General features: G+C 66.9%; 16 protein-coding genes. 15 read left to right on the forward strand and 1 reads right to left on the reverse strand.

The genetic code is table 11. The features are described 5' to 3' along the window. Window positions 1-59 precede the first annotated feature (59 nt). The 15 genes from nuoG (at window position 60) to Q0833_RS01395 (ending at window position 15,102) form a co-directional block, all read left to right on the forward strand. Entirely contained in the window at window positions 60-2,078 is a 2,019-nt protein-coding gene (gene nuoG, locus Q0833_RS01325) for an NADH-quinone oxidoreductase subunit NuoG (RefSeq protein ID WP_298429487.1), read from the forward strand. Between the two features lie 3 nt (window positions 2,079-2,081). Further along, window positions 2,082-2,699, forward strand: coding sequence for a hypothetical protein (locus Q0833_RS01330; RefSeq protein WP_298429489.1), 618 nt, complete (start codon window positions 2,082-2,084; stop codon window positions 2,697-2,699). Then, on the forward strand, window positions 2,699-3,079 hold the full coding sequence (locus Q0833_RS01335; RefSeq protein ID WP_298429492.1) for a hypothetical protein: 381 nt from the start codon (window positions 2,699-2,701) through the stop codon (window positions 3,077-3,079). The genes Q0833_RS01330 and Q0833_RS01335 overlap by 1 nt, the downstream gene beginning before the upstream one ends. An 11-nt stretch (window positions 3,080-3,090) precedes the next feature. Then, window positions 3,091-4,140, forward strand: coding sequence for an NADH-quinone oxidoreductase subunit NuoH (gene nuoH / locus Q0833_RS01340; RefSeq protein ID WP_298429494.1), 1,050 nt, complete (start codon window positions 3,091-3,093; stop codon window positions 4,138-4,140). 31 nt (window positions 4,141-4,171) lie between these two features. Continuing rightward, the gene (gene nuoI / locus Q0833_RS01345) at window positions 4,172-4,666 is read left to right on the forward strand and encodes an NADH-quinone oxidoreductase subunit NuoI (RefSeq protein WP_298429496.1); all 495 of its coding nucleotides are present in this window, start codon (window positions 4,172-4,174) and stop codon (window positions 4,664-4,666) included. Further along, complete coding sequence (locus Q0833_RS01350) at window positions 4,663-5,058, forward strand: carboxymuconolactone decarboxylase family protein (protein ID WP_298429499.1); 396 nt, start codon at window positions 4,663-4,665, stop codon at window positions 5,056-5,058. The genes nuoI and Q0833_RS01350 overlap by 4 nt, the downstream gene beginning before the upstream one ends. Next, window positions 5,055-5,669 carry an NADH-quinone oxidoreductase subunit J gene (locus tag Q0833_RS01355; RefSeq protein ID WP_298429501.1) on the forward strand — a complete coding sequence of 205 codons (615 nt, stop codon included), beginning with the start codon at window positions 5,055-5,057 and terminating at the stop codon, window positions 5,667-5,669. Before Q0833_RS01350 ends, Q0833_RS01355 begins: the two co-directional genes overlap by 4 nt. Before the next feature lie 139 nt (window positions 5,670-5,808). Continuing rightward, entirely contained in the window at window positions 5,809-6,114 is a 306-nt protein-coding gene (gene nuoK / locus Q0833_RS01360; RefSeq protein ID WP_092780793.1) for an NADH-quinone oxidoreductase subunit NuoK, read from the forward strand. 126 nt (window positions 6,115-6,240) lie between these two features. Continuing rightward, window positions 6,241-8,328 (forward strand): NADH-quinone oxidoreductase subunit L, encoded by a 2,088-nt coding sequence (gene nuoL / locus Q0833_RS01365; RefSeq protein ID WP_298429514.1) that lies wholly within the window; start codon window positions 6,241-6,243, stop codon window positions 8,326-8,328. A gap of 4 nt (window positions 8,329-8,332) precedes the next feature. Next, window positions 8,333-9,880 (forward strand): NADH-quinone oxidoreductase subunit M, encoded by a 1,548-nt coding sequence (locus Q0833_RS01370; protein ID WP_298434904.1) that lies wholly within the window; start codon window positions 8,333-8,335, stop codon window positions 9,878-9,880. A 12-nt stretch (window positions 9,881-9,892) separates the two neighbouring features. Beyond that, on the forward strand, window positions 9,893-11,326 hold the full coding sequence (nuoN, locus tag Q0833_RS01375; RefSeq protein WP_298429517.1) for an NADH-quinone oxidoreductase subunit NuoN: 1,434 nt from the start codon (window positions 9,893-9,895) through the stop codon (window positions 11,324-11,326). After that, window positions 11,327-12,082: a biotin--[acetyl-CoA-carboxylase] ligase gene (locus Q0833_RS01380; RefSeq protein WP_298429520.1), complete on the forward strand. Its 756-nt coding sequence runs from the start codon at window positions 11,327-11,329 to the stop codon at window positions 12,080-12,082. Next, entirely contained in the window at window positions 12,073-12,843 is a 771-nt protein-coding gene (locus Q0833_RS01385; protein ID WP_298429523.1) for a type III pantothenate kinase, read from the forward strand. The genes Q0833_RS01380 and Q0833_RS01385 overlap by 10 nt, the downstream gene beginning before the upstream one ends. Continuing rightward, a complete protein-coding gene (locus Q0833_RS01390; protein ID WP_298429526.1) occupies window positions 12,844-14,517 on the forward strand; it encodes a ribonuclease J in 1,674 nt (557 codons plus the stop codon). A 90-nt stretch (window positions 14,518-14,607) separates the two neighbouring features. Further along, entirely contained in the window at window positions 14,608-15,102 is a 495-nt protein-coding gene (locus Q0833_RS01395; protein ID WP_298429528.1) for a hypothetical protein, read from the forward strand. A gap of 3 nt (window positions 15,103-15,105) precedes the next feature. On the opposite strand, the gene fdhF is transcribed toward Q0833_RS01395, so the two are convergent. Then, a complete protein-coding gene (gene fdhF / locus Q0833_RS01400) occupies window positions 15,106-17,865 on the reverse strand; it encodes a formate dehydrogenase subunit alpha (protein WP_298429531.1) in 2,760 nt (919 codons plus the stop codon). Window positions 17,866-17,898: the final 33 nt, after the last annotated feature.

Below are 17,898 nucleotides of genomic sequence, written 5' to 3' on the forward strand. Positions count from 1 at the left end.
TGGTCACCGGCGCGCGGCAGGTTTAGAACCGCCGCGAACGGAAGACCGGAGCGTTTGACATGGCCGACCTCAAGACGATCGTGATCGATGGCACCGAGGTCGAGGTGCCCGGCGAGATGACCTTGATTCAGGCCTGCGAACAGGCCGGGATCGAGATCCCCCGCTTCTGCTACCACGAACGGCTGACGATTGCCGGAAACTGCCGGATGTGCCTCGTCGAGGTGGTCGGCGGCCCGCCCAAGCCCGCCGCGTCCTGCGCGATGCAGGTCAAGGACCTGCGCCCCGGCCCCGAAGGGCAGGCGCCCGTCGTCAAGACCAACAGCCCGATGGTCAAGAAGGCCCGCGAGGGGGTGATGGAGTTCCTCCTCATCAACCACCCGCTCGACTGTCCGATCTGCGACCAGGGCGGCGAATGCGACCTTCAGGACCAGGCGATGGCCTACGGCGTCGATTTCTCGCGCTACCGCGAGCCCAAGCGCGCCGCCGTCGATCTGGACCTCGGACCGCTGGTCGAGACGCACATGACGCGCTGCATCTCCTGCACCCGCTGCGTGCGCTTCACGACCGAGGTCGCGGGTGTCACCCAGATGGGCCAGGTCGGCCGCGGCGAGGACAGCGAGATCACGTCCTACCTCGGCGAGACGTTGAAATCGAACCTCCAGGGCAACATCATCGACCTCTGCCCGGTGGGCGCGCTGGTCTCGAAGCCCTATGCCTTCACCGCCCGGCCTTGGGAGCTGACCAAGACCGAGACGATCGACGTGATGGACGCGCTGGGCGCCTCGATCCGGGTCGACACCAAGGGCCGCGAAGTGATGCGCATCCTGCCGCGCAACCATGACGGCACGAACGAGGAATGGATCTCCGACAAGACCCGCTTCGTCTGGGACGGCCTGCGCCGCCAGCGGCTGGATCGGCCCTACATCCGCCGCGACGGCAAGCTGGTCCCGGCAACCTGGCCCGAGGCTCTGGATGCGGCGGCAAGCGCGATGAAGGGCGGGTCGGTCGCAGGGATCGTTGGCGATCTGGTACCGACCGAGGCGGTCTTCGCTCTGCGCGGCCTGATGGACGCCTTGGGCGGCGCGACCGAGTGCCGCACGGATGGCGCCAAGCTGCCCGCGGGGGACCGTGCGGGATACGCCGGGACCGCGGCCGTCGAGGACATCGACGGCGCCGAGATGATCCTGCTTATCGGGACCGACCCGTCGGTCGAGGCACCGGTCCTGAACGCGCGCATCCGCAAGGCGTGGCTGCGCGGTGCGACCGTCGCACGGATCGGTGCCAAGGCGGACCTGTCCTATGACGTGGTCGATCTGGGCACGCGCCGCGAGGCACTGTCCGAGCTTGCAGGCCAGGACCATTCCGGCGCGCGCGACAAGGCGGGCGTGGTGATCGTCGGCATGGGCGCGCTCTGCGGGCCGGACGGCGCCGAGGTGCTGGCCACGGCGCGGGCAGTGGCGGAGAGCGCGGGCTCTGGCCTTCTGGTCCTGCACACTGCCGCGGGCCGGGTCGGCGCGATGGATGCGGGCGCGGTCTGCGAGGGCGGCATCGAGGCCGCGCTTTCGGCCGATGTGATCTACAACCTCGGCGCCGACGAGATGGAGATCCCGGCGGGCAAATTCGTCATCTACCAGGGCAGCCATGGCGACCGCGGCGCGCACCGCGCCGACGTGATCCTGCCGGGCGCGGCCTGGACCGAGGAGCAGGGCCTGTTCGTGAACCTCGAGGGCCGGCCGCAGCTTGCGCTACGCGCGGGCTTCGCGCCGGGCGAGGCCAAGGAGAACTGGGCGATCCTGCGTGCGCTTTCGGCCGAACTGGGCGCGCAGCTTCCCTATGACAGCCTTGCGCAGCTGCGCCGCGCGCTGGTCGAAGCCGCCCCGCAGCTGGCCGAGATCGACGCGGTTCCGGTCAACACGCAGGCGCCCGCCGGCCCCATGCCGTCGCTGGACGGCGGCGCGTTCGAGACGGCCATCGGCGACTTCTACCTCACCAACCCGGTCGCACGGGCCAGCCAGTTGATGGCAGAGCTCTCGGCCCTCGCCGCGGGCCGTGATCCGCAAGCCATCGCGGCGGAGTAGGGCATGCGCGGACCGCTCGCCATGAGCGTCCAGCCGCCCGATCTCCGGATGGTCGCGGCCCGCGATGCCCTGGACGACATCCTGACCGCACCCGGTTTCCTGTCGCTCGAGGTCGATGCGGACGCGCCGGGACTCGGCGCGATGCGACGGGTCGAGGACGTGGCGCAGGCGGCCCGGATGGCCAGTATCGATCCCGCGCAGGCCAGCGCGCCGGTCGAGGAGGGGCTGCAATGCCTGCCCCATGTCGTCGCGGCCGCGATGCAGCGGGGCAAATCCTGGTCCGACGACCCGCTGCCCGATGGCGATGCGGCGGAGGCGGCCATGGCGCGCTGCGCGGCGACGGCAGCCGTGGCGCTGATGGCGCATGTGGCCGGCCGCCTGCGCCGCAGCGCCGCCGTCGCGGTCGGGACGGAACAAGACGTGTTTCTCGACGAGATCACGGCGCAACTCGGCTTCATGCTGCGTCACATCTTCGTCCCCGCGCCCCGCAATGGCCGGCTTTTCGAGGCTTTCACCGCGATCTATGCGGCGGGCGGCATACCCTGCGGCTGGTTCGGGCCGGACCCGGACGAGGACATCGGCAACCCCGTATCAGATCTCGCCTACCTGGCCGTGTCGTGATGCGCTGGGTTTCGCTTGTCGTCCTTCTGGCTGCGTGCCAATCCGAGGAGGCGCCGACGGTCGACGTCTTCCGGCCCGACTATCAAGGGGTCGAGACGGGGCTTCTGGAGGGCGATCTTGTTCGGTTCCGGGTCGCGATGACGGGCGCCCGCGACGGACAGGACGTGATCGACTACGCGGAATGCGCCGCGGCGCAGTATGCCCTGATCCGGGGCTTCGGATTCGCGCGTCAGGTGCGCACGAACGTGGCCGAAGAGGGTGGCATTTGGCGGGCGGATGCGGTTTACACCGTCTCGCCGGCGGTCCCTCGGGGGCTGAGAACGATTGATGCCGAAGTGACCGTGGACAATTGCGTGTCGCTGGGCATCCCGACCGTATGAGGACGACTTGAATGGCGGAATTTCTGGCATCTCCGGCAGGCATCGGGCTGACGATCCTCGCCCAGTGTCTGGCCGTCGTCGCCTTCGTGATGATTTCGCTGCTGTTTCTCGTCTATGGGGACCGCAAGATCTGGGCCGCCGTCCAGATGCGGCGCGGCCCCAATGTCGTGGGCGTGTTCGGCCTGCTGCAGACTGTGGCGGACGCCCTGAAATACGTCGTCAAGGAGATCGTGATTCCCGCGGGCGCGGATCGCACGGTCTTCATGCTGGCCCCGTTGATTTCCTTCGTCCTCGCCATGCTGGCCTGGGCGGTGATCCCGTTCTCGGACACATGGGTCCTGTCGGATATCAACGTCGCGATCCTCTTCGTCTTCGCCGTCTCGTCGCTCGAGGTTTACGGCGTGATCATGGGCGGCTGGGCTTCGAACTCGAAATACCCGTTCCTCGGCTCGCTCCGGTCGGCGGCGCAGATGATTTCCTACGAGGTCTCGATCGGCCTCATCATCATCGGGGTAATCCTGTCCACTGGGTCGCTCAACTTCGGTGATATCGTGCGCGCGCAGGACAATGGCTGGGGGTTCTTCGGCTGGTACTGGCTGCCGCATTTCCCGATGGTGTTCCTGTTCTTCATCTCGGCGCTGGCCGAGACGAACCGCCCGCCCTTCGACCTGCCGGAGGCCGAGTCCGAACTCGTGGCGGGCTATCAGGTCGAGTATTCCTCGACGCCGTTCCTACTGTTCATGGCCGGCGAATACATCGCCATCTTCCTGATGTGCGCGCTGATCTCGCTTCTGTTCTTCGGCGGCTGGCTTTCGCCCATCCCGTTCATCCCGGACAGCCCGCTCTGGATGGTCGCCAAGATGGCGTTCTTCTTCTTCCTCTTCGCGATGGTGAAGGCGATCGTGCCGCGCTACCGCTACGATCAACTCATGCGGCTCGGCTGGAAGGTGTTCCTGCCGTTCTCGCTGGGCTGGGTCGTGCTGGTGGCGTTCCTCGCGAAGTTCCAGGTCCTCGACGGCTTCTGGGCCCGCTGGCCCGACGTCGTGGCGGTGGCGAACTGATGGGCGACCTTAGCATTCCGAAGGTGATCCGATGACGCAGATCGACTGGACCCGCAGCGCCAAGTACTTCCTGCTGATGGACATGTGGACAGGCATGAAGCTGGGGCTGAAGTACTTCTTTGCGCCCAAGGCCACGCTGAACTACCCGCATGAGAAGGGCCCGCTGAGCCCCCGCTTCCGGGGCGAGCATGCCTTGCGCCGTTATCCCAATGGCGAGGAGCGGTGCATCGCGTGCAAGCTGTGCGAGGCGATCTGCCCCGCGCAGGCGATCACAATCGACGCCGAGCCGCGCGCCGACGGGTCGCGACGGACGACCCGCTACGACATCGACATGACGAAATGCATCTATTGCGGCTTCTGTCAGGAAGCCTGCCCGGTCGATGCCATCGTCGAGGGCCCGAACTTCGAATTCGCGACCGAGACCCGCGAGGAGCTGTTCTACGACAAGGAGAAGCTGCTCGCGAATGGCGAGCGCTGGGAGGCGCTGATCGCCAAGAACCTCGAGCTGGACGCACCCTACCGATGACCGATCCGAAAAACCCCTTCGCTGACTGGATGTCCCACATGCAGGACATGGCCAAGTCGATGAACCCGGCGCTCGAGACGTTCACGCCCAAGGGCTTCGAGAAGCTCTGGCCGACCATGCCGGCCGAGGTGATGGAGCAGTTCGCGGGCAAGGGCTTCAACCCCGAGGGGCTGGACGCCAAGACCAAGATGCTGCTGACGCTGGCGGGTCTGACGGTGCTGGGCGCGCAGGCCGAGGCGCAGGTGCGGATGACCGTTCGCCAAGCCGCGGCACAGGGCGCCACCAAGCAGGAGATCGCCGAGACGATCGGGCTGATGGGCCTCTTCGGCGGGCTTCCCGCGATGAACAAGGCGATGGAACTGGCGACCGAAGCGCTGGAGGACGACGCATGACGATCCTCGACCTGTCCTTCTACCTCTTCGCGATCCTGACGGTGACCGGCGGCCTGATGACGGTCGTGGCCCGCAACCCCGTGCATTCGGTGCTGTGGCTGATCCTGACCTTCCTGTCGACGGCGGGGCTCTTCGTGCTGATCGGGGCGGAGTTCGTCGCGATGCTGCTGATCATCGTCTATGTCGGCGCGGTCGCGGTGCTGTTCCTCTTCGTCGTCATGATGCTCGATGTCGATTTCGCCGAACTCAAGGCCGAGATGGCGCGCTACGTGCCGCTCGCGGGCCTGATCGGCGTGGTCCTCCTGATGCAGCTCGTGATCGCCTACGGGGTCTGGGACGTGGCCGAGGGCGTGGTCGTGGCCGACGGGCTGGCGACCATCGCGCCGATGGCCGAGCTCAACACCGCGGCGCTCGGGCTGATCCTCTATGACGATTACTTCCTCGCGTTCCAGCTATCGGGGCTGATCCTGCTGGTGGCGATGATCGGGGCGATCGCGCTCACGCTGCGCCACCGCCGCGACGTCAAGCGCCAGAACGTGCTCCATCAGATGTGGCGCGACCCCGCGACCGCGATGGACGTCCACGACGTGAAACCGGGCCAAGGCCTGTAAACCGGAGGGCATTCCATGTCCCGTACGACCATTATCATCATCATCGTCCTGCTGGTCATCCTGCTGGGCGGCTACTCGTTCTTCTGAACGGGACCGAGACGACGAACGGGGCCGCCAAGCGCCCCGGAGAGGGACGACCATGATCGGACTTGAGCATTACCTGACGGTGGCCGCGGCGCTGTTCGTCATCGGCATCTTCGGGATCTTCCTGAACCGTAAGAACGTCATCATCATCCTGATGTCGATCGAGCTGATGCTGCTGGCCGTGAACATCAACTTCGTCGCCTTCTCGGGCTTCCTCGGCGATCTCACGGGGCAGGTCTTCACGCTGTTCGTCCTGACTGTCGCGGCGGCCGAGGCGGCGATCGGCCTCGCGATCCTGGTTTGCTTCTTCCGCAATCGCGGCACCATCGACGTCGAAGACGTCAACGTCATGAAGGGCTGAGGGCCATGAGCATCGCATTCTGGGCCGCCATCCTGATCGCCGGTCTCGGCGCCGCCGCCGGCGTCCTCTATTTCGCCTGGCCCGACCTGGCCGCACGACGCGACGACAAGAAGGCGCGCTGACCCGATGGAAACGATCATCCTCTTCGCCCCGCTGGTCGGCGCCCTGATCTGCGGCTTCGGCTGGCGCTTCATCGGCGAGACGGCGGCCTGCGTCATCGCGACGGCGCTGCTGTTCCTGTCGGCCGCGCTGTCCTGGATCGTGTTCCTCGGCCATGACGGCGAGACGCATATCATCCAGCTCTTCCGCTGGATCGAAAGCGGCAGCCTGCTGACCGACTGGTCGATCCGGCTCGACCGGCTGACGGCCGTGATGCTGATCGTGGTGACGACCGTGTCGTCGCTCGTCCATCTCTACAGCTTCGGCTACATGGATCACGACCCGCAATGGCGCGAGGGCGAGACCTACAAGCCGCGCTTCTTCGCCTACCTGTCCTTCTTCACCTTCGCGATGCTGGCGCTGGTGACGGCCGACAACCTGCTGCAGCTCTTCTTCGGCTGGGAGGGTGTGGGCGTCGCCTCGTATCTCCTGATCGGGTTCTACTGGCGCAAGCCCAGCGCCGGGGCCGCGGCCATGAAGGCGTTCATCGCCAACCGCGTCGGCGATTTCGGCTTCCTGCTGGGCATCTTCGCGCTGTTCTACGTCACCGACAGCATCGACATGGGGACGATCTTCGCGCTGACTCCCGAGATCGCCGAAACGACGATCCGCTTCATGTGGACCGACTGGAACGCGGCCGAACTGATCGCCTTCCTGTTGTTCGTTGGCGCCATGGGCAAGTCGGCGCAGCTCGGCCTGCATGTCTGGCTGCCCGACGCGATGGAGGGCCCGACGCCGGTCTCGGCCCTGATCCACGCGGCGACCATGGTGACGGCGGGCGTGTTCCTCGTTTGCCGCATGTCGCCGCTGATGGAGTTCGCGCCCAACGCCATGGGCTTCGTCGTGGTTATCGGCGCGGCCTCGGCATTCGTGGCGGCGACGATCGGCCTTGTGCAGAACGACATCAAGCGCGTCATCGCCTATTCGACCATGTCGCAGCTGGGTTACATGTTCGTGGCGGCGGGCTTGGGCGCCTACTCGGTCGCGATGTTCCACCTGCTGACCCACGCCTTCTTCAAGGCGATGCTGTTTCTCGGCGCCGGGTCCGTCATCCACGCCATGCACCACGAGCAGGACATGCGGAACTACGGTGGCCTGCGCAGCAAGATCCCGCTGACGTTCTGGGCGATGATGATCGGCACGCTCGCCATCACGGGCGTCGGCATCCCGATCCCGCTTCTCTACGTGGGCTTCCCGATCGGCTTCGCGGGCTTCGTGTCAAAGGACGCGATCATCGAGGTCGCCTATGTCGGCTCGACGGGGGCGTTCTGGGTGTTGGTCGCCGCCGCCGCCATGACGAGCTTCTACTCCTGGCGCCTGATGTTCATGACCTTCTTCGGGACCCCGCGCGGCGACAAGCACACGCACGAGCATGCCCATGAAAGCCCGACGACCATGACCGCGCCGCTGGGCGTGCTGGCCGTGGGTTCGGTGCTGGCGGGGATGGTCTTCTACGGGCCGTTCTTCGGCAGCCAGGAGAAGGTCGACCACTTCTTCGGGATCACCGACACCGTTCCCGCCGCCCATGCCGCCCATGCGATCCCGGGTGCGGCCGTCGCCGCCACCGAGGGCGACGAGGCGCATGAGCGTCCGCCGCAGGTTCCGGGCGAGGGGGCGATCTTCATCGGACCCGAGAACCACGTCATCCACGAAGCGCATCTCGTGCCGCCTTGGGTCAAGTGGTCGCCCTTCGTGGCGATGCTGCTGGGCCTCGGGGCCGCATGGCTCTTCTACATCCGCCGTCCGGGCTTGGCCGGCCAGTGGGCCGAGAATCTCGGGCCGCTCTACAGGTTCCTTCTCAACAAGTGGTATTTCGACGAGATCTACGACGCGGTCTTCGTGCGCCCCGCCAAGGCGATCGGCCGCTTCTTCTGGAAGAAGGGCGATGGGTCGACCATCGACGGCTCGATCAACGGGCTCGCCATGGGGATCGTGCCGACGGCGACGCGCTGGCTGAACCGCGCGCAGTCCGGCTACGTCTTCACCTACGCCTTCGCCATGGTCATCGGGCTCGTTGCCCTGATCACCTGGATGACCATCGCGGCGGGGAACTGAGATGCTGGACAACCTCCTTTCGATCGTCACGTTCATCCCGCTGATCGCGGCGCTGATCATGGCGCCGTTCCTGCGCGGCGACGACGCCAGCGCCCAGAGCAACGCCAAGTGGCTCGCCCTCGGCGCGACATCGCTGACATTCATCGTCTCGATCTTCGTGCTCACGGGCTTCGACCCCGAGGACACCGGCTTCCAGTTCGTCGAGGAACACACTTGGATCGCCGGCCTGACCTACAAGATGGGCGTCGATGGCATCTCGGTGCTGTTCGTGATGCTGACGACCTTCCTGATGCCGCTGGTGATCCTGTCCTGCTGGGGCGTGACGCACCGGGTGAAGGAATACATGATCGCGCTTCTCGTGCTTGAGACGCTGATGCTCGGCGTGTTCTGCGCGCTCGACCTGATCCTGTTCTACCTCTTCTTCGAGGCGGGCCTGATCCCGATGTTCCTCATCATCGGCATCTGGGGTGGAGCGAACCGCATCTACGCGTCGTTCAAGTTCTTCCTCTACACGCTTCTGGGCTCGGTCCTGATGCTGGTCGCGATGATCGCGATGTATCTCGACGCGGGCACCACCGACATCCCGACGCTGCTGGCGCACGAATTCTCATATGCGCCGCTGTCGGTGCTCGGGCTGAACGTCGTCGGCGGCGCCCAGACGCTGCTCTGGCTCGCCTTCTTCGCCAGCTTCGCGGTCAAGATGCCGATGTGGCCCGTCCACACCTGGCTGCCCGACGCGCACGTCCAGGCGCCCACGGCGGGGTCGGTCGTCCTGGCGGCGATCCTGCTGAAGATGGGCGGCTACGGCTTCCTGCGCTTCTCGCTGCCGATGTTCCCCGTGGGCAGCGAGGTGATGGGGCCGCTCGTCCTGTGGCTCAGCGCGATCGCCATCGTCTACACCTCGCTCGTGGCGATGGTGCAGGACGACATGAAGAAGCTGATCGCCTATTCCTCGGTGGCGCATATGGGCTTCGTGACCATGGGCATCTTCGCCGCCAACCAGCAAGGCATCGACGGCGCGATCTTCCAGATGATCAGCCACGGCTTCATCTCGGGCGCGCTCTTTCTCTGCGTCGGCGTGATCTACGACCGGATGCATACCCGCGACATCGACGCCTATGGCGGGCTCGTGAACCGGATGCCGGCCTACGCGCTGATCTTCATGCTCTTCACGATGGCCAATGTCGGCCTGCCGGGGACATCCGGCTTCGTGGGAGAGTTCCTGACCCTGATGGGCGTGTTCCAGGTCAACACCTGGGTCGCCGTCGTCGCCTGTACCGGCGTCATCCTGTCGGCGGGCTACGCGCTCTGGCTCTACCGCCGGGTCGTGTTCGGGGATCTCATCAAGGAGAGCCTCCGAACCATCTCGGATCTGACGGGCCGCGAACGGGCGATCTTTGCGCCGCTGGTCTTCTTCACCATCCTGCTGGGCGTCTATCCCAGCCTCGTGACCGACATCATCGGCCCCACCGTGGCCGAGCTGGTCGCCAATTACGACGTCGCCACCGCCGATCTCGCGTTGCACAACGCGGTCGCCGGGGCCGATCACTGAGAGGGCCGCCCCATGAGCGCCGACCTGACCCTTCTGCTGCCCGAGATCGTGCTCGCGGTCTACGCGATGCTGGCCCTGCTGGGCGCGGTCTATACCGGCAAGGATGACCTCGCCCGCCCGCTGGTCTGGCTGACGGCCGCCGTGCTCGTCGTCGTCGCCTTCTGGATCGCGGTCTCGTCTGAGGTCGGAACCGGGTTCACCGGCATGATCGTCAAGGACGGGTTCAGCCGCTTCGCGCAGGTCACGATCCTGCTGTCGGCGGCGGTCGTCCTGGTGATGGGGCAGGATTACATGGCCCGCACGGGGCTGATGAAATTCGAATACCCGATCCTCATCACGCTCGCCTGCATCGGCATGATGGTGATGGTGTCCTCCGGCAACCTCCTGACGCTCTACATGGGGCTCGAGCTGCAATCCCTGTCGCTCTATGTCGTCGCCTCGATGCGCCGCGACAGCGTGAAGTCGACCGAGGCGGGGCTGAAGTACTTCGTCCTCGGCGCGCTCTCCTCGGGGCTTCTGCTCTACGGCATCTCGCTGACCTACGGCTATACGGGCACCACGGAGTTCGCGGGCGTCATCGCCGCCGCCGCGGATGGCGAGATCGCTCTGGGCCTGCTCTTCGGCCTCGTCTTCATGATCTGCGGTCTGGCCTTCAAGGTCTCGGCCGCGCCGTTCCACATGTGGACGCCCGACGTCTACGAAGGCTCGCCCACGCCGGTCACCGCCTTCTTCGCGACGGCCCCCAAGGTCGCCGCCATGTGCATGTTCGCCCGCGTCACCCATGACGCGTTCGGCGGCGTCGTCGGCGACTGGCAGCAGATCGTGGCACTCCTGTCGGTGCTGTCGATGTTCGTCGGTGCCATCGCCGCGATCGGCCAGCGCGACATCAAGCGGCTCATGGCCTATTCCTCGATCGCCCATATGGGTTACGCGCTCATGGGACTCGCGGCAGGCACGGCCGGCGGCGTCCAGGCGATGCTGCTCTACATGGCGATCTACGTCGTGATGAATATCGGCACCTTCGCCTTCATCCTCTCGATGTCGCGCGACGGGCTCGAGGTGACGGACATCGCCTCGCTCAACCAGCTCGCGAAGGCCCGGCCCACCGCGGCGCTGGCCCTGCTCGTCCTGATGTTCAGCCTGGCCGGTATTCCGCCGATGGTGGGCTTCTTCGCCAAGTACTACGTGCTGCAGGCGGCGGTGGGCGCGGGCCTCGTCTGGCTCGCGGTGCTGGGCGTGATCGCCTCGGTGATCGGCGCGTTCTACTACCTCCGGATCGTCTATTTCATGTATTTCGGCGAGAGCGACGCCCCCCTCGACCGCAACATGCCGACCGTCCAGATGGTCGCGCTCGTGGTGTCGGCGGCGATCATGGTGCTGGGGATCGTCAACATGTTCGGGCTCGAAGGCATCGCGGCCGCCGCCGCGGCGACGCTGGTTCTCTAGATGCACGCCGCGCCGGCGGGCTGGCCCGCGGGCGTGGACCGCGTGATCCTCGACGAGATCGACAGCACCTCCGAAGAGGCGGCGCGCCGCGCGCCCGTCGGACCGCTCTGGATCATGGCCCGGCGACAGACCGGCGCGCGGGGGCGCCGCGGGCGCGCCTGGTCGATGCCCGAAGGCAATTTCGCCGCGTCCCTTGCCTGGCGCCCCGGTGGCGACCCGGCGGCCATGGCGCTGCGCAGCTTCGTGGCTTCGCTCGCTCTCCATGACACGCTGGCGGGGATGGAGGTCGCGGGCCTCTCGCTCAAATGGCCGAACGACGTGCTTCTCGACGGCCGCAAGCTGGCTGGAATCCTGCTGGAAAGCCCGCGCCCCGGCTTCCTCGTCCTCGGGATCGGCGTAAACCTCGTGGCCGGGCCGGATCCGTCCACCCTTGAACCCGGCGCGCTGGCCCCCATCTCCCTTCGCGACGCCTCTGGCCTCCGGATCGAACCCGAGGCCTTTCTCGACGCTCTCGCCCCCGCCGTCGCGGCGCGCGAGACACAATTCACCACCCTCGGCTTCGCCCCCATCCGCAGCGCTTGGCTCGCCCATGCAGCGCGGTTGGGCGAGACCATCACCGCCCGCACCATGGCCGACGCGACGTCCGGCACCTTCGAGGATGTGGACGCCGAGGGGCATCTCGTCCTAGGGACGCCGGATGGCCCGGTCCGGATCACCGCGGGCGACGTCTTCTTCGGAGAGCCCTCATGCTCCTGACCATCGACTGCGGCAACACCAATACCGTCTTCGCCATCTGGGACGGGACGCGCTTCGTCGAGAGTTGGCGCCGCGCGACCAACCACGCCAGCACGGCGGACGAATACTACACCTGGCTCCGGACCTCGATGACGCTCCGCGACGTGGACGTCACGATCACCGACTGCATCGTGTCCTCGACCGTGCCGCGGGTCGTGTTCAACCTGCGCGTCCTCTGCGACCGCTATTTCGGCACGCGCCCGTGGGTCGTGGGCAAGCCCGACACCCGTCTTCCGATCGACGTGCGGGTCGATGCGGGCACGGCGGTCGGTCCGGACCGCCTCGTGAACTCGGTTGGCGGGTGGGACCGCCATGGCGGCGACCTGATCGTCGTCGATTTCGGCACCGCGACCACCTTCGACGTGGTCGACCATGACGGCGCCTATGTCGGCGGCGTCATCGCGCCCGGCGTGAACCTCTCGCTCGAGGCGCTGCACATGGCCGCCGCCGCGCTGCCGCATGTCGATATCACCCAGCCCGCGACCGTCGTGGGCACCAACACCGTCGCCTGCATGCAGAGCGGCATCTTCTGGGGCTATGTCGGCCTCATCCGTGAAATCTGCGCCCGTATCCGGGCGGAACGCGACCGGCCGATGAAGGTCGTCGCAACCGGGGGCCTCGCGCCCCTGTTCCAACAGGGCGACACCCTGTTCGACGCATATGACGAAGACCTGACGATGCACGGCCTGACCGTGATCCACGCATATAACAAGGACGACTGAATGGCTCGCGAACGCCTGATCTACCTCCCGCTGGGGGGCGCCGGTGAAATCGGCATGAACGCCTATGTCTACGGCTACGGCCCCGAGGGAAAGGAGCGCCTGATCCTCGTCGATCTGGGCATCGCCTTCCCCGACATGGACACCACCCCCGGCGTGGACGTGATCCTGCCGGATATCGGCTGGCTGGCCGACAAGCTCGACCGCCTCGAGGCGATCTTCATCACCCACGGGCACGAGGACCATGTCGGGGGCGTGGGCCACCTGCACAACCAACTGCGCAAGCCGGTCCATGCGCGCAAGTTCACCGCCAACCTCGCGCGGCGGAAGCTGCAGGAGAAGGGCCAGGACCCGAAGGCCGTCACTACCGCCGACCCCTATCCCGCGATGATCGAGGCCGGTCCTTTCAGCGTCGGCTTCCTGCCCGTCTCGCATTCCATCCCGGAGAGCGCGGCACTCGTGATCGACACGCCGACGGGCCGCATCATCCATACGGGCGACTTCAAGATCGACCGGGCCCCTGTCATCGGCGAGCCGTTCGATGACGATCTCTGGGCCGAGGCGGCGAAGCCCGGCGTGCGCGCGCTGGTCTGCGATTCCACCAACGTCTTCTCCAAGCATCCCGGTCGCTCGGAATCCGAGGTGAAGCCGAACCTCGTGCCGCTCGTGGCCGCCGCCAAGGGCATGTTTGTCGCGACGACCTTCGCATCCAACGTCGCCCGCCTGAAGTCGCTGGCCGACGCGGGCGAGGCGGCGGGCCGTTCGATCTGCCTCATGGGCCGCGCGATGCGCCGCATGACCGAGGCCGCGCGCGAGGAAGGGCTGCTGCCCGACTTCCCGAAGACCATCTCGCCCGAGGATGCCGCCGGCATCCCGCGCGAGAACCTCATGCTGATCGTCACCGGCAGCCAGGGCGAGCGTCGCGCGGCGTCGGCCCAGCTCAGCCGCGGCAAGTATTTCGGGATGGAACTGGCCGAAGGCGACACGTTCCTCTTCTCGTCTAAGACCATTCCCGGCAACGAGAAGGAGGTCGGTCGCATCATGAACAACCTCTCCGAACTCGGCGTCGACGTGGTGACCGACGATGACGGGCTTTACCACGTGTCGGGCCATGCCAACCGGCCGGACCTCGAACTCGTCCACACGATCACCGACCCGCAGGTCGTGATCCCCATGCATGGCGAGCACCGTCATCTGCGCGAACACGCCAAGCTGGCCGACAGCCTCGGGCGGCTGGGAGTCGTCGCGCCGAACGGCACGATGCTGGACCTCGCAGGCAACAAGCCCAAGGTGGTCGATCACGTCGAGACGGGGCGCACCTATCTCGATGGCTCGGCCCTCGTGGGCCAGTTCGACGGCGTGGTCCGCGACCGTATCCGCATGGCCCTGAACGGGCACGCCGTGGTCGCCGTGATGGTCGACGACGACGATGCGATCCTCGAGGACACCTGGGTCGACCTGCGCGGTCTGCCGGATGTCGCGGGCAACGGTGCCGCGCTGGCCGACCTGATGGAGCAGCACCTCGCCGGACAGCTCGCGCGCGTCGACACGCGGACGGCGGGCGACGACGAGAAGCTCGAGGACCTGATCGTCAAGGGCGTCCGCAAGGTCGCGCAGGACGAGGTCGGCAAGCGCCCCGAGGTGACGGTGCTCATCACCCGGCTTGCGGCGGAGTAGCATCGCTCGCCCGCAATCGGCCCGCGCCACCTTGCCGGTGGCGCGGGCGGCGGCTCATATCGGGGCGACCCCCATCCGGAGTGCCGTCCCATGTTCCGCGCCACCCTGATCGCCCTGACCCTCGCCGCGCTGCCCGCCCAAGCGGACGAGCGCTATATCGGCGTGTTCGTCGGCTCCCAGCATATCGGGAGCGATGCATATAACGACTTCAACCCCGGCCTGACCTACGGCCTCCGCCGCGAGATCGGGCAGGGGCCGGCCGAATGGCATGTCGAAGGCGGCGTCTTCTACAACTCCTACGAGGAGGTGTCCCCGATCCTCGTCACTGGCCTCTCCACCGGCGTGGGCGAAATCGGGCCGGGCGAGTTGCGCTTCGGGATCAGCGCGGGCACCGCCTATTACGGCGATCTCGTCGACATTTACGAGGCCCGCGGCGACACGATCCCCAATGTTGGGGGCTTCGTCCCGATCGGCATCCTGACCGGCGCCTACCGCGTCGGGCGCACGGAATACCGCCTTAACGTCCTGCCCTACGGCGAGGACGTGCACGGCGTCGTCAACTTCCAGTTCGCCGTCTCGTTCTGAGCGTCATTCGGCCGCGACGGGCTCCGCCGCCTCGACCTTCACCGCGCTGAACTTGAACTCAGGGATCTTGCCGTAGGGGTCCAGCGCCGGGTTCGTCAGCAGGTTCGCGGCCGCCTCGACGAAGGCGAAGGGCAGGAACACCATGTCCGGCGCCACCGCCCGGTCCGCCCGCGCCATAAGCGTCACCGAACCGCGACGCGTCGTCAGCCGCACCAGCCCGCCCGGACCCACGCCCAACTGGCGCAGCGTCGAGGGGTGCAGCGAGCAGTTGGCCTCGGGCTCGACCGCGTCCAGCACGCTCGCCCGCCGCGTCATCGACCCGGTGTGCCAGTGCTCGAGCTGCCGCCCGGTCGTCAGGATCATCGGGTACTCCGCATCCGGCGTCTCGTCGGGCGGGATGACCGAAGCGGGCGTGAACTTCGCCCGGCCGCCCTCGCGGGGGAAGGCGTCGGCGAAGACGATGGACTGCCCGGGATCGGTGGGCGAGAGCGACGGGTAGGTCACCGCGCCCTCGGCCTCGAGGCGGTCCCAGGTGATGTTGTCGAGGCTGGGCATGACCTGCTTCATCTCGGCGAAAACCTCGCGCGGATGGGTGTAGCGCCAGTCGAGGCCACAGCGTTGCGCCAACTCGGTCGTGATCCACCAGTCCTCGCGCGCCTCGCCCGGCGGGGCCACGGCGGGGCGGCCCATCTGAACCTGGCGGTTGGTGTTCGTGACCGTCCCCGACTTCTCGGCGAAGGCCGACGCGGGCAGGATGACGTCCGCGTAATTCGCCGTCTCGGTCAGGAAGATGTCCTGCACCACGAGGCAATCCAGCGCCGCGAGTGCCGCGCGCGCATGGTCCACATCGGGGTCCGACATGGCCGGGTTCTCGCCGAGGATATACATCGCCCGGATCTCGCCCGCATGAACGGCGCCCAGAATCTCGGTCACCGTCAGCCCCTTCTCGGCCAACGGCTCGTCGCCCCAGAGACCCGCGTATTTCGCGCGTACCTCGTCGGACAGCACACTGGCATAGTCCGGCAGGAACATCGGGATCAGGCCCGCGTCGCTTGCGCCCTGCACGTTGTTCTGGCCCCTGAGCGGGTGCAGCCCCGCGCCGGGCCGCCCGACCTGTCCGGTCATCAGCGCCAGCGAAATCAGGCAGCGGGAATTGTCCGTCCCGTGAATATGCTGGCTGACGCCCATCCCCCAGAAGATCATCGCCGACTTCGCCCCAGCGAAGGTCCGCGCCACGTCGCGCACCGTTTCGGCGTCGATGCCCGTCAGGTCGGCCATCTTCTCGGGCGCGAACCCCTCGAGATGCGCCGTCTCGGCGTCCCAGCCTTCGGTCATCGCTTCGATATACTGGCGGTCGACCAATCCCTCGTCCGAGATGACGTGCATGATCGAATTGAGGAGCGCCACGTCCGCGCCCGGCCGGAACTGCAGCATGTGGGACGAATGACGCTTCAGCGCCTGCCCCCGCGGATCCATCACGATCAGCTTGCCGCCACGCTTGGCGAACTGCTTGAAATAGGTCGCCGCGACGGGATGGTTCTCGACCGGGTTGGCGCCGATGACGATGGCGACGTCCGCATTCTCGATCTCGTTGAAGGTCGCCGTGACCGCGCCCGATCCGACATTCTCGAGAAGTGCCGCGACCGACGACGCATGACACAGCCGTGTGCAGTGATCGACGTTGTTGTGCCCGAAGCCCTGCCGGATGAACTTCTGGAAGAGATACGCCTCCTCGTTCGAGCACTTGGCCGACCCGAAGCCCGCGACTTCGCGTCCGCGCCCCTTCAGACCTCCGGCCGCCCGGTCCAGCGCCTCATCCCACGTCGCCTCGCGGAAGACCGCACGCCAGTCGCCCGGATCGACGTTGAGCCCCTTCGCGGGCGCGTCGTCGCGCCGGATCAGCGGCACGTCGAGGCGGTGCGGATGATGAATGTAGTCGAAACCGAACCGCCCCTTCACGCAGAGCCGCCCCTCATTCGCGGGCCCGTTGATGCCGTCGACCTTGACGATCCGGTCGCCCTTGGTCTTCAGCGAAACCTGGCAGCCGACGCCGCAAAACGGGCAAATGGACTTGGTCTCGGCGTCGAAATCGGCGCTGTCGCCCACCTGCGCCGCATCCACCATCGTCGCGGGCATCAGCGCGCCGGTGGGACAGGCCTGGACGCATTCGCCGCAGGCCACGCAGGTACTTTCGCCCATCGGGTCGTCGAAATCGAAGACCGGGTAGGCGTCGTGCCCCCGGCCCGCCATGCCGATCACGTCGTTGACCTGCACCTCGCGGCAGGCGCGCACGCAGAGCCCGCACTGGATGCACGCGTCGAGGTTGACGCGCATCGCGACATGGCTGTCGTCCAAGAGCGGGATGCGCCCGGCCTCCAGCGTCGGCAGGCGGCTTTCGGTCACGCCCTGTGCGTCGGCCTGGTCCCAGAGGCGCGAGGACCGGTCATGGGCCGCGTCGCGCTCGGGCTGGTCGGCGACGAGCATCTCGACAACCATTTTGCGGGCCGCCATGGCGCGCGCGCTGTCGGTCGTGACCACCATGCCGGCGGCGGGCTCGCGGATGCAGGAGGCGGCGAGCACGCGCTCGCCCTCGATCTCGACCATGCAGGCGCGGCAATTGCCGTCGGGGCGATAGCCGGGATCGGGCTTGTGACACAGATGCGGGATCTTCAGGCCACGCCCGTGCGCGACCTCCCAGATCGTCTCGCCGGGGGCGGCGTGGACGGTCTCGCCGTCGAGGATGAATTCGATCGTCTCGGACATGGTCGCACCCCGGTCAGTCGCGGCCAGCCTAGG

The sequence above is a fragment of the uncultured Jannaschia sp. genome (assembly GCF_947503795.1).
Taxonomy (GTDB): domain Bacteria; phylum Pseudomonadota; class Alphaproteobacteria; order Rhodobacterales; family Rhodobacteraceae; genus Jannaschia.